Origin of the sequence: Halobacillus salinus, assembly GCF_004684905.1 — a bacterium.
In the GTDB taxonomy this organism is placed as follows: domain Bacteria; phylum Bacillota; class Bacilli; order Bacillales; family Halobacillaceae; genus Halobacillus; species Halobacillus salinus.
Genome location: NZ_SRJC01000002.1, coordinates 334,471 through 347,020, shown reverse-complemented (window position 1 = coordinate 347,020; position 12,550 = coordinate 334,471). Strand labels below are relative to the sequence as shown.

At 46.9% G+C, this 12,550-nt stretch carries 10 protein-coding genes; 7 read left to right on the top strand and 3 right to left on the bottom strand.

Annotated features, from left to right (window positions below):
* Positions 1 to 10: 10 nt before the first annotated feature.
* Entirely contained in the window at positions 11 to 1,279 is a 1,269-nt protein-coding gene (locus E4663_RS12220; RefSeq protein ID WP_135327824.1) for an ATP-grasp domain-containing protein, read from the bottom strand.
* Between the two features lie 180 nt (positions 1,280 to 1,459).
* Between E4663_RS12220 and E4663_RS12215 the strand changes: the two genes are divergently transcribed.
* Both E4663_RS12215 and E4663_RS12210 read left to right on the top strand, forming a co-directional pair.
* Positions 1,460 to 2,308, top strand: a complete 849-nt coding sequence (locus E4663_RS12215; protein ID WP_135327823.1) for a hypothetical protein — start codon at positions 1,460 to 1,462, stop codon at positions 2,306 to 2,308.
* A gap of 121 nt (positions 2,309 to 2,429) precedes the next feature.
* The gene (locus tag E4663_RS12210) at positions 2,430 to 3,050 is read left to right on the top strand and encodes an NUDIX hydrolase (RefSeq protein WP_135327822.1); all 621 of its coding nucleotides are present in this window, start codon (positions 2,430 to 2,432) and stop codon (positions 3,048 to 3,050) included.
* A gap of 45 nt (positions 3,051 to 3,095) precedes the next feature.
* Here the strand turns inward: E4663_RS12210 and E4663_RS19985 are convergent, their stop codons facing one another.
* Complete coding sequence (locus E4663_RS19985) at positions 3,096 to 3,263, bottom strand: hypothetical protein (protein ID WP_168927347.1); 168 nt, start codon at positions 3,261 to 3,263, stop codon at positions 3,096 to 3,098.
* A gap of 210 nt (positions 3,264 to 3,473) precedes the next feature.
* Between E4663_RS19985 and E4663_RS12205 the strand changes: the two genes are divergently transcribed.
* Entirely contained in the window at positions 3,474 to 4,580 is a 1,107-nt protein-coding gene (locus E4663_RS12205; RefSeq protein ID WP_135327821.1) for an endonuclease, read from the top strand.
* A 397-nt stretch (positions 4,581 to 4,977) separates the two neighbouring features.
* Here E4663_RS12205 and E4663_RS12200 read toward each other — a convergent pair whose 3' ends face one another.
* Complete coding sequence (locus tag E4663_RS12200) at positions 4,978 to 5,724, bottom strand: hypothetical protein (RefSeq protein WP_135327820.1); 747 nt, start codon at positions 5,722 to 5,724, stop codon at positions 4,978 to 4,980.
* A gap of 194 nt (positions 5,725 to 5,918) precedes the next feature.
* Between E4663_RS12200 and E4663_RS12195 the strand changes: the two genes are divergently transcribed.
* The 4 genes from E4663_RS12195 to E4663_RS12180 all read left to right on the top strand — a co-directional run bounded on the left by E4663_RS12195 (position 5,919) and on the right by E4663_RS12180 (position 12,524).
* Positions 5,919 to 7,622: an IucA/IucC family protein gene (locus tag E4663_RS12195; RefSeq protein ID WP_135327819.1), complete on the top strand. Its 1,704-nt coding sequence runs from the start codon at positions 5,919 to 5,921 to the stop codon at positions 7,620 to 7,622.
* A 5-nt stretch (positions 7,623 to 7,627) separates the two neighbouring features.
* The gene (locus E4663_RS12190) at positions 7,628 to 9,499 is read left to right on the top strand and encodes an IucA/IucC family protein (protein WP_241657191.1); all 1,872 of its coding nucleotides are present in this window, start codon (positions 7,628 to 7,630) and stop codon (positions 9,497 to 9,499) included.
* 15 nt (positions 9,500 to 9,514) lie between these two features.
* Positions 9,515 to 10,681, top strand: a complete 1,167-nt coding sequence (locus tag E4663_RS12185) for a type III PLP-dependent enzyme (RefSeq protein WP_135327817.1) — start codon at positions 9,515 to 9,517, stop codon at positions 10,679 to 10,681.
* Positions 10,682 to 10,823: 142 nt separating this feature from the next.
* On the top strand, positions 10,824 to 12,524 hold the full coding sequence (locus E4663_RS12180; RefSeq protein ID WP_421803765.1) for a M3 family oligoendopeptidase: 1,701 nt from the start codon (positions 10,824 to 10,826) through the stop codon (positions 12,522 to 12,524).
* Positions 12,525 to 12,550: the final 26 nt, after the last annotated feature.

The window sequence follows — 12,550 nt, the reverse complement described above, 5'->3', positions numbered from 1 at the left end:
GCTCTCTCCTTTATACATAGAAATCGTATTCTTCGTATTCCTTAAGCAGATATCTCATTTCTTCACTGTCTTCCCCGAAGAAAAAGATTGTCCCGTAGTGGTTACCGAAGCCGATTCGTTCCGCCACTTTACCTTGAGCAGGAGTGAAGAGGTCGTGTTTTTCGAAATAGGAGTTCTGCTCCAGCTCATCTGGTACTTCTAAGTCGTTCACGAAGTCTTTTTGCGGGTGCACCATTAAGCAACCTGCGTAGCCCTTGTAATCATAAGGGCTTGGGAAGAAGGCATCGAGCTCTTCTTGCGTCGTTTTCGGATCGCTGCAAAGGATCTGTGCTTCATACGCACTGAATCCGTAGGCACGCTCAATCAATTCGAAAATATGCCCGCCCGGTACACGAGCAGCGACTTCTCCGAAGTGAAGCGTTCCGTTTGGAGTAATGAAGTATTCAGGGTGGATGACACCGTATTCGATTTCAAAAGCGTCGACCAGCTGCTGGACAGCCTCTTCAATTAAAGGACGCTTTTCCCGCAGAGAAGGAGATGCCGGTACGAAATTGGAATACCCTAACCGGACGTATTCCGTCACGTTCAGAAACTGTACCTTACCCTTGTGAACGAAAGCCTCTACAGAGAATTCCTGTCCGTCTAAATGACTTTCCATTAAAAGTGGAAATGCGTTCTCTTCAATCAGGTCGATCTCATCGATTGTGCGGATAGCCATGTGACCGACCGATCCTGCTTTATCCAACGGTTTCACGTGGATTGGGTCCAATACGTCCCCGTCCACTTTCAACAAGGCGTCATTTACTCGTCTTAAGAACCTGACGACGTCTTCTTTATTATGTGCTTCTTCAAAAACACCGACTTTGATACCGGCGATTTGTGCTTTTCGTTTCATCATTCCTTTGTCTCGCAACAATAAGGAACGGTTGAAGATGCGCGGCTCTTTACGGAACCTTGCATTCAATGCACCTGCCCACTCTACACATTCTTCATATAATGGAATGGCCACTTCAACGCCGAGCGCATTCAATTTTTTATACAATTGATCAGAGCCTTCGTTCAGCTTATTGAAATCCCAGCCTACGAAGCGAATTTCGTGTTTCTCCGCGTATGATTCGAACTCAGGAGGACCGACAACAACAAATGGGCGCTCCATGCGCGCCGCAACTTCAATCGCCTGCAGGCTCCACCCAATAAGGGCTGTTAAATAGGGCTTCGTTTCCGGGTTCACTTCTTGTTGCCCTACAGACGTATTTACTTCCATTTGATCTAAATCCATTTTTAAATCTCTCCTTTAAAATGAATGTGGCAGGAGTGGTGCGTTCCTATTCTTAAAGTATCAAATACAGGAGAAAACTGTAAGTCTTAAATGTCCATTCGACAAAATATTTCAAAAATAATGAAGAATCGTGTGTATAATAGAGTGGTATTCCTAAATTAATAGATTGGAGTGTTACGTATGAGTTGGAAAAAGATGCTTGCTATTGTCGTCATTCTCATCGCAACGTTGTCCCCCACCACGATTTCTGCAGATGCCTCACCAGTTAAAGATCATAAGTATTCTCACAAAGTAATGCGCGGCATGATGCATGTCATGAAAAAAGAAGAGGGCTTGAGCAAATGTGAAGCGAAGGATCGAGTAGATTCCCTCACTCAAGTAGAGGCGATGGATTATTATTTGAAGAAGCTCGAACCTCATGTGGACGGGAGAGACGTCCAGTTTACGGTACGTTCCATCTACGGTATCAGCCTTCAAAAAGCGTCTGACCTCGATGCTGGAAAACAGGTAACGGGCTATCCTGACTACATCACCGAGGGCGTTGAAGCTTCGTTGAAGCACAAAGAGGTAGACGTGCTGGAACTGCCGAAAGTGAAAATTATGGACCTATACTTAAAGTCTGTTGATGGCGACCTGCCAGGTGCCGAGGTACGAGTGTTGATCAACGACATTTTCGGAATTAATTTAGATGGTATCTCGAGACTAGAGAAAGCGGGCATTTCTTTATGGTCCAAAGAACAGTGGATCATGCACAGTGACCACGATCTGTTTGAAGTTCGGACAGGCCGTACCGATGTGGATGTCTACATTGTGCCGACCGATTATTTCACCGAACAAACAGGAATGACGGAATTACCTGAAGATCTCCAAGAAAAGCTGAAGGCCATCGGGTATTGGTATAACGAGAACATCGATGCTTATTATTACGCAGAGCCGAACGGCAACTCAGTACCTGATCCGTTCAAAGGACAGACGCTCGGTACGTTAGCTCAATTCATTCAACAAGAGTATGCTGATTTATTAGAATAGTAAGGTCAGAGCCTCCACCCGGGAGGTTCTTTTTTTTGTTATAAAATATCTTTACTTCAAAGTAAGCATGAAAGTCTCGATTCTGTTCATACTTTGATATAGTAATAGTAGAGGTGACAGTATGAACGCGAAAGATATAATTCATAAGATGAAAACCCACAGTCCAGATGTACTGGGGCAGTCGTATTACCGGAACTATTCGATTTTACTTCCGTTTATTGAAAAAGAGGGCGAACTGCACCTTGTGTTCGAGGTGCGCTCTTTAAATATGCGCAGGCAGCCAGGTGAAGTCTGTTTTCCTGGTGGCAGAGTGGACGAAGAGGACCGGATGGAAAGAGACACCGCCGTGCGCGAGGCGATGGAGGAGCTCGGCATACGTAATCAGGAAATCACGGAAGTGCATCCGTTCGATTACATGGTTTCCCCGTTCGGTATGAAGGTTTCGACGTACGTCGGATTCATGGAGTGCTCTGAGGAAGAAATGGAGCCGAACCCTGCTGAAGTAGAGGAAGTGTTTACCGTCCCACTCTCCTTTTTCCTAAATACGAAGCCTGAGGCGCACTATGTCAGGATGAAAGTGGAACCAGAGGAAGGGTTCCCGTTCGAGTTGATTCCTGGTGGCGAGAACTACAACTGGCGAACGCAGCGTTTCCCTGAGTATTTTTATCAATACGGAGACAAAGTCATCTGGGGACTGACGGCCAGTGTGATCGTTCATTTTATTGATATGATTCAAAATTGAAGAACGAAAAGAGCTCAGAGGTGAGAACTCTGAGCTTTTTTTCGTTTAGGAAACGGGATGGACGAGTGACACGGCTTTGATCGTTGCGTTCGTGTGTGACGACATGATCTTACTTTTAGCCTCTGCGATCGAGGAAGCTTCTACTTCCTTGTAATGAACGACATCTGCAAAAATGTACTCAACGGAAAATAGAAACGTCTTCTCCTTTTCCAAACGACTCACTCCTATCACTCGAAGTTGTTCTCCATTATAGATTTACTATCCATATTTGTACATTATTTCCTCCCTAATATGAAAAGAATGTAAAGTTTATAAACAGAAAGTTCGAGTATTGAAAAGATCACGGAAAAAAAGAGGTATACATTTCTTTGTCTTGAATAATAGAAAGGCACGATATTTACATATCAAAGGAGTGTAGGAAAAATGAAGAAGATGTTCATGATGTTGTTTACGTTTGTATTCATCGTAACAGGAACGGCGAATGCGGCGGCTGCGCTGTCCGTTCAAGAGGCGATGAACCAGCCAGACGGTGCAAGTGTAACGGTAGGAGGCTACATAGTAGGGGTGCCTGTTTCCCAAAGCGATGTGCAGCAGAGCGGTTTTACGAGTGATTATGCGTTAGCTTTAGCTGATGATCCGAATGAAACGCAGATGAGCAATATGATTTTGGTCAAACTAGATTCGGCGTATCGCGGTGAGTACGGTCTGCAAAGCAACCCGGGCATGATGGGAGAAAACATTCAAGTAGACGGTGTCCGCGATCCTTACTTTGGCCATGAAGGGATCGAAAATGTCAGCTCGATCACAACCGTAACAGACGAGGGCAGTGGCGATGACGGTGGTACTTCTACGAGTGGTTACTATGCCAGTGCGAGCGGTTTGACTGGATCAAGCTTGAAAGCAGCACTGCATAACATTATTGATGACCATTCCGAGTTGTCTTACAGCCAAGTATGGGATGCGCTTCGTCACACAGATGAAGATCCTTACAACACGAATAACGTTGTCCTTCTGTATTCCGGCGACTCCATTTCGAAATACGAGAATGGTGGGTATGTGGACGAGTGGAACCGAGAGCACGTCTGGGCGAAATCCCACGGTGACTTCGGAACATCTCAAGGTGCCGGAACCGACCTTCACCACCTGCGCCCAACGGATGTCTCGATCAACTCCTCACGTGGAAACTTGGACTTTGATAACGGAGGTAGTGCGCTGGCGGAAGCTCCTAGCAACTACTATGATTCAGACTCTTGGGAACCACGTGACGAAGTAAAAGGAGACGTGGCACGCATGATCTTCTACATGGCGACTCGTTATGAAGGGGACGCTGGTGAAGTAGATTTAGAGATTGCTACGTACACAGGTACAAGTGGTGCGTTCTTAGGTAAACTGTCTACACTGAAACAATGGCACGAGATGGATCCTGTGAGTGATTTTGAACGGAACCGTAATGACATCATCTTCAGCGACTACCAAGGCAACCGCAACCCATATATCGACCACCCGGAATTTGTGGAATATATCTGGTAGAGCGGGGACGTTGGGGTGCTGGGGACAGGGACCTTGTCCCACTCTTTGAAGCCATAACAATAGCAACGAAAAAAAGGTACCCTTTTGGATGAAGGGTATCTTTTTGCTTTTGGGTGGGACAAAGTCCCTGTCCCCGCGTTTTATTCGACGAAGTGTGCTTGGGTGGTCTCACTTACGTCGGATAAGGGTGGGGAATTCTACGTACTGAAGTGGTGGGGAGGTAGTTTCGTCGAATAAGGCGGTCTATTTCGACGTAGTCGACTGTAAAGAAGTCTATAACGTCGAATATGCCACCTTATATCGACCAAAGAGAGGACTTCACACTCCGAAACGTCGAAATAGCCAGAGACTCCACCAAAGAAAAAGCCCAGGAGATGGGACCCCTGAGCCTGCTTTTCTATAACTTCTCATCCCGCTCCTCATCCGCAATCAGCGGACAAGTTGCGCAGCATTTTGCCTTATTGGCGTCATGCAGCATATATTTCATGCAGCAATGACGGCGGACGTAGGTTTCTTTTCCAGCATCCGATGTATAGTATCGGAACTTAAATTGGAGCGGGTTGCGGTAATTTTCGCGGAACAATTCGTTTGATGTAAGCCAGCGGAACAACTGATCAATGGTTTCCTTTTCCTCGGGGCGTTCCTTCAAAAGGGCACAGTAGCGCTGATGAAGATTATGGGACACGATCGAGCGCATATGGGTCGACTTGCAGCGCGACGTCTGGGCCACATTTTGAAACAATGGTTGGACGTGATCGATGATAAATGTCCGAACCAACTCTTTCTTCTTCTCGTCAGACACTTCATCCATTGGCAAGGCGGCTTCAGCCGGAACGATGTAGTTCATTCGGTTTTTCTCTTCGCACTCGATTCCAACGCGCGCTGGGTCTAGGTCGAGTATCACCCCGTGCACAACCATCATCTCGAAAAATCCCATCGCCAACACCGAATACATTTTTCCGAACAACAGGCCGGCTAGGGAGAAGCTGGGTGCCTCGATCCCTTTCTCCTGTCTCTTCAAAAGCTCTCTTAATGCAACGCGGTCTTGAATAAGATCGGCTACTCGATAGTCGATGCGTTCTTCGTACTCAGAACCAATATATATACGGTGGTCGTTTTTAATTTGTTCAAATGTCTGATTCATATTGAAAACTCCCACAAGATTAGTATTGATAACTATTATCAATTATAGAGGATATTCCGAAAACGGACAACTATGGACAGAATAAATCCATAACGGCGGTTCGTAAGCTAAATAAGGTTCTTTATTCCCTGATTATAATGGTTCTAATCAGGGAATAAGAAGACAACAGTGGTCGTGAATGAGGTGGAGAAGAGATGAAGGAAAAGGGAACATACCGACAAAAAGCTGAAAAAACGGTGCTCCACCAGCTCGTGCAAGCCTTAATTCGGGAAGAAGTTTTCCCGTGCGAATGGCGTTCTGAAGATACCATTCTACTCTATGCAAAAGAAACGATTACCATCCAATTAAGGCGCACGTACCTGCTTGGGCACCTCGATATAAAATCAATAACTATAGAAAATCAACCGGTAGCGACGATCGACTCATTGCTCGAAAGCACGGGGTTGGAACCTCGCTTTTCTGAGGAAATCAGGAACAGTGTTCATAATTACGCCCTCGCCTTAGAGAGTGCGTCGCTTCGTCGTGCCCATTTACCTGAAGCACCTGACGTCTTTGATTATGTTTACAAAAGACAAAAGCAAGAAGCAGCATTCAGTCCGCTCACGTTCTTGGAACAGTGGGTGATCCAAGGGCACACGATCCATCCGGGCTCAAGGACGAGAATGGGGCTGACCGATGAAGATGTAAAGACTTATGCTCCAGAATGGCAAGGTCAACCTAGAGTTATCCCGATTGCAGTGAGGGATGATTTCTTTCATAAAACAGGGGCGTCTCCGCGTGATAAATTGTTTGAGGAATATCCAGAAATCGAACATGCCTTTTATGAACGTGGGATCGACCCCGAGGAATATGAACTGATTCCTGTTCACCCTTGGCAGTGGAAGCATACGATTCAAGTGCATTATGAAGAAGCAATTAAACGAGGGGACATCATAGCGTTAGATCGGGTGGGAATCGATATGGCTGCCCTCATATCTTTCCGGACGTTAGCACCACTACACGGCCGGAAAAAGCATCATATTAAGACGGCTGTCAACGTACAAATGACGAGTGCTGTCCGAACCGTTTCGCCTGCTGCGACGAAAAACGGCCCGACGCTATCGAAGGTATTGCCGCGCGTTTTTAAAGAGATGCCACACCCTATCACCGTTATGAAAGAGACTGCAGGCATTCATTACGACAAAGGCGAACCTTTTTTACAGAAAAACTTATCCGCTATATTACGAGAGAATCCTGAGCGTACATTAGAAGTGGAGGAAGTTGCGATTCCTGCAGCTGTGTTAGTCGCGGATTCTCCTTTTACAGAACAACTCGTGATGGAGGACTTGATGAAGCATCAACAAACCACTGCTGCCCAGTTCATCAGGCAATATGCGAACGTCCTCCTGCCTGGGTTGCTCACTTTGATTACAAAATACGGCATCAGCATGGAAGCCCATTTGCAAAATGTCGTTGTCGTGTTTGAAGATGCAGTTCCGAAACGTGCGATTTTGCGGGATTATGGTGGTGTGCGTGTGATGAATGACCGCCTTCAGTCCTTTGCAAAAACCGAAATCGACCCGAGCACGAACCTATTGACCGAAGACCCGCAGGAACTGATTAATATTTTTTCCCACGCCCTTTTACACAACCACTTCGGGGAGATGATCGTGGCGCTCTCAAGAAAGCTGGATATCGACGAAGCGTCGCTATGGGAACCTGTAATTGATGTGGTCAGGGAGACGTACGAGGCGTTAAGGAAAGAAACGCCACACGCTGCGGAAGATGAGCAGTTGTTACTGGCTGAAACGTTGCCAATGAAATCACTTGTGAAAATGCGGCTTTCCGATCGATATACCGATAACATGTATGTTCAAATAAATAATCCCTTACGTTTGAAAAAGGAGGTGTCCGGCTGATGGTGATGCCACTGAAAACAAAAGAAATGACCGATCTTCTACCGGATGAGCGCGCCTGTTTGTGTTACTTGAGTAGTCACCACCCTCAAGACGTCCCAGAGTTCGTGAAGCAAATGGAGTACGGCCGCAAAGGAATTCTGCATAAACTGGCGTCCGCGATACTGAGGGAGGACATCGACAGTCTTTATTCCCGCACGCAAGCTATCGAAAATGTTTTCAGCGCCCCTTATTCTAAACAGCTTCAAAGCTACCCTTTGAAAGATAACAAAATGTACAAACTCGCCATGATGACTGATTATGCTGTTGTATTTCCCATTCTGAAGGAATACTCGTTCAGGCGGGTGGAGACAGGTGATGATATCCTTTACGTCGACGATTCAGGGGTGAGGCCGGTCGAAACGGCATCGGAGCTTGTGAGGCTTCTGTTCAAAGAAAGTGATTACCCGAATATCGAAGCATTTTGTGCTGAATTGGATAACGGGACGGCCAATCTAACGCTTGCACTGGCGAAGAACACGCTTTGGAAAAAGCCGTTTCACGCTGATAGTTCGCTTGATTATGTACAGAGGCAGCGGGCGTTGAATCCTATGTTTTCAGCGAGTCTTTTTTATGAACAACTTGTGCTGGAGGGTCATCACTTACATCCTGGTGCGAAGACTAAACTCGGCTTATCGATCGAAGACGTACTCCGGTACGCGCCAGAATTCCATCAGCCTTTTGATGTCCGTTTTGTAGCGGTGAAGAAATCGGAGCTTCTCACTACGCAAACGGCACCAATCTTACAAAATGATTTCCATGATAAATGGAAGCAGGCGCAAGAGGAATTGTTGGGAAAAGGGTACACGCCGGGCGAGTATGATGTACTCCCTGCTCACCCATGGCAATTTGAGCATGCTATCCCGGAAATTTACGAAGGAGAAATCGAAGCGGGTGAAGTCATCTTGCTGGACCACGTCCGTCTCCGAGCGGATGCGACATCATCGTTCCGAAGCGTCAGTCCACATGGGGAAGACACCCCGGTCTTGAAGCTTGCGGTCAACAGTCAAATGACATCGACCGTGCGTTCCATTTCTCCACAAACCGCTATGAATTCCACAGTCTTTACGGAAATGATGCGCACTATATTGACCGAAACACCATTGCCTGATTTTCAACCGTTGAATGAAACAAAAGGAGCGGCCTTCGACTCGGACGACGAACTCAAACGTCGTAACTTAACGATGCTCATTCGCGAAAGCATTGATGCCCATTTAGAAGGGGATGAAGTGGCAGTTGCAGGCATGGCCCTGTATGCACAATCTCCGATGAGTGGCAAAACCGTCTTGCAAGAGCTCGTTCAGGAGTCCGGCGCGTCGCCGCTATCCTTTTTTGAACGTTACATTCGTGTCGTCCTACCTGGGTATCTGACGCTGATGGTAAAGTACGGAGTCGCACTCGAAGGCCATTTGCAGAACAGCATTCCTGTCTTTAAGCATGGTCATCTTTCACGTTTCTTCTTCCGTGATTGGGGAGGAGCCCGCGTTTACAAGCCACGATTAGAGAAGCAAGGTCTCGAACCTTCCTTCTCAAAACGATCCGTCTCCGTTACCGAGAACCGAGCCGATATGCACAACAAATTGTATTACACCGTTTTCCAAAACCACCTCGGCGAAATTATCCGCCAACTTGCGGATAACGAGGCCGTTTTTTGGGGAAAAGTGAAAGAAGTCTGCGATGAGACGCTGGATAGGCTCGAACGGGAAGGGCTGCAGGAAGAAGTCGCGATCGATCGTGCCTTCTTGTATCAGCCTACCGTCATGCACAAGTCGCTCACCAAAATGCGACTAACCAATCAAAAAAGCTATCACTATACCGAAGTACCTAACCCGTTAGCATAGAAAGAGGAATCCGTTATGAATGCAGTAGAACACTACTTAAAACAACGACAATCAAGCGACCCAGTATGTGCATATGTTTATGATCTGCCAGCCCTCAAGGGACATGCGGAGAACCTGAAGTCTACTCTCCCCGAGGGAAGCCGTTTTTATTACGCTGTCAAAGCCAATTCCGACCAACCGATTCTCGAGACGCTCGAACCAATTGTGGACGGCTTTGAAGTCGCCTCTGCCGGTGAGATGAAAAAAGTAGAGAACGTATCAGAGAAGCCGATGATATTCGGTGGCCCGTCGAAAAAAGATTACGAAATCGAAGCGGCGTTAGAAGCGGATGTGGAATATTTGAACGTGGAAAGCTTCCATGAACTGCGCCGTCTGAATTGGGTCGCCGAACGAAAGGGCGTGACGGTGCCGATCCTCGTCCGCGTCAATTTAAGCGAGAACGTCAGCGAAAGTCACCTGCGTATGGCTGGAGTCCCTAGCCAATTCGGAATCGACGAACGCGATATCCCTCCGTTTCTGGAGGAAGCTACGGGGTATGAGAACATCCAGATTGCCGGATTCCACTTCCACGCCATGTCCAATAACTTAGACGCGGAGGCACATGTTGATTTTGCCAAGTTGTCTGTTGAAAAATCGACCGCTTGGCGCGAGCGATTCGCACTAGAGGCACCGATCGTTGACATCGGTGGTGGAATCGGAATCAATTACTGGAACCCTGAAGAACCGTTCGACTGGGAAACGCTCGCACAAGGGCTAGCGGAACTTCAATCGGACGACGTTCAGTTGATCATTGAAATCGGCCGCTTCATGACCGCAGCGTGCGGATCGTATGTCACGGAAGTGGTCGATGTGAAACGAAACCACGGACACAATTTCGCCGTGATCCGAGGTGGTACCCACCATCTCAGGCTGCCTGCTGCCTGGAAAATGAGCCACCCGTTTCGCGTAATTTCCACGGATGAGTGGACGTACCCTTTTTTACGACCAGGGGTGACGCGCGATGAAGTGACTATAGCAGGTGAGCTCTGTACCCCGAATGACGTGCTTGTCCGAGAGGAGTATGTGGAAGAGTTGCGAGCTGGCGATCTTGTTGTATTTGAATACGCAGGGGCTTACGCGTGGACCATCTCCCATCATGAGTTCTTGAGTCATCCTCAGCCGGAGATCGTGTATATTCGTTGAATGGATGGAAGGTGTGCGTGAAATGAATGAACTTTCCTATCAAATGAAACAACCGCCTTCGTGGTGGTTGTTTTTCTCTGCTTGAAAGAGGATTTAGCTGTTTTTTCTAGAATACTTACTATTGGAATAAAAAGGAGGAGTCATTTTGAGCATTTACATAGAAAAGCACGACTTGCAGCATACAGAACATATCAAAGCGAAACTAGACAGCTTTCTCAGTCACGATTTCCAATCGGTCGCTGACGTCGAATCATGGTTGAAAGATATATCCGATTTTTACGATGAGCTTCGCGAGGCTCTCGATGGTCACTATATAGACTTCCAGGCCCATAACGAGGATACAGAAGCGAAAGAGAAATTCGAGCATGACCAGAAAGAGATCGAGCCGCTGATCAAGGTCTACACGGCTAAGCTCGATCAAAAGTTGATGGATTCCCCATATAAAGAAGAGTTGGACGCTTCCAAGTATGAACGTCTACTTCGCAGCAAAGAGAACGCGCTGAACCTTTTCCGAGAAGAAAACGTAGCCCTCGAAATTAAAGAAGACGGGCTGGCAACGCAATACTTTGCGCTGACTGGTGGATTATCCGTCGACTGGAACGGGGAAGAAAAAACGATTCCAGAACTTTTCCCTTTATTAGAAGACCCGGACCGAGAAATTAGAAAGGCAGCTTTTGATAAAATCTTCATAGCTCTTGAGACGGTTGAAGACGATTTGCAGCAAATTATGAGTGAACTGATGGAATTGCGTAAGAAGAAAGCGGAGAACAGTGGTCTCGACAACTATCGTGATTACATGTTCAAGAAATATGAGCGTTTCGATTATACGCCTGAGGACTGTAAACAACTTGCTGCCTCAATCCGTGAGCATGTAGTTCCTGTTGCGAAAAAGCTGGATGAACAGAAGAAGCAGGAGCTAGGTGTCGAAACACTGAGACCATACGACGGAAAAGCTGTCCCAGCCGATCGTACACCACTAAAACCGTTCAGCAACCGCGACGAACTGGTTAGTAAAACGTCCAAAGCGCTTGGCAATTTGGATCCTAGGTTCCAGGAACTGATTGATGTGATGAATGAAAAAGGGATGCTCGACTTGGAAACGCGGAAGAACAAATCCCCAGGTGGGTTCTGCACGCCGCTGCCTGTATCGGAATTGTCGTTCATTTTCATGAATGCTTCCCAGACACACGATGATATGCTGACGCTGTTCCATGAGATGGGACACTGCATTCATAATGATCTTGATGGTCACTGGCCGCTTTCCTATGATCGTGACACACCAATGGAGTCATCGGAGCTTGCAAGTATGACGATGGAGCTGATTTCCATGGACCAGTGGGATCATTTTTACTCCACGAAAGAAATCAAACAAGCGAAGCTCGACGTCTTGCGTGGTATCGTCGGATTCCTGCCATCGGGTATTCGCGTCGATGAGTTCCAGCACTGGATGTACGAAAACCCGGATCATACGAAGGAAGAGCGGATGGAGAAGTTCAGTGAGATCTCACAAGAGCTATCCTCCGGTGTCGTAGACTGGAGCGGGTATGAAGACGCACGGAAGAAAGAATGGCTGTTTATCCTTCATATCTTTGAAGTACCATTCTATTACGTGGAATACGTGATCGCGCAACTCGGTGCTTTGCAAATGTACAAGCAGTACAAAGAAGACCCAGAGGGTACAATGGACCGCTACAAACAAGCGCTCTCGCTAGGGAATACGAAATCATTGTATGAGGTGTATGAAGCGGCCGGTATTCGCTTCGATTTCTCACCAGAAATGATTCAGGAATTGATGGTATTCATTCAAGCGGAGATTGCTGAACTGGAAGCGATGACGGTTTGATTATGTTTTAAGCAATAAAAAAAGAA

What these genes read in the sequence shown, in the direction of transcription:
- E4663_RS12215 (WP_135327823.1), top strand. Translation starts at nt 1,460, where the DNA reads ATGAGTTGGAAAAAGATGCTTGCTATTGTCGTCATTCTCATCGCAACG.
- E4663_RS12190 (WP_241657191.1), top strand. Translation starts at nt 7,628, where the DNA reads ATGCCACTGAAAACAAAAGAAATGACCGATCTTCTACCGGATGAGCGC.
- E4663_RS12210 (WP_135327822.1), top strand. Translation starts at nt 2,430, where the DNA reads ATGAACGCGAAAGATATAATTCATAAGATGAAAACCCACAGTCCAGAT.
- E4663_RS12205 (WP_135327821.1), top strand. Translation starts at nt 3,474, where the DNA reads ATGAAGAAGATGTTCATGATGTTGTTTACGTTTGTATTCATCGTAACA.
- E4663_RS12185 (WP_135327817.1), top strand. Translation starts at nt 9,515, where the DNA reads ATGAATGCAGTAGAACACTACTTAAAACAACGACAATCAAGCGACCCA.
- E4663_RS12195 (WP_135327819.1), top strand. Translation starts at nt 5,919, where the DNA reads ATGAAGGAAAAGGGAACATACCGACAAAAAGCTGAAAAAACGGTGCTC.
- E4663_RS12200 (WP_135327820.1), bottom strand. Translation starts at nt 5,724, where the DNA reads ATGAATCAGACATTTGAACAAATTAAAAACGACCACCGTATATATATT.
- E4663_RS12220 (WP_135327824.1), bottom strand. Translation starts at nt 1,279, where the DNA reads ATGGATTTAGATCAAATGGAAGTAAATACGTCTGTAGGGCAACAAGAA.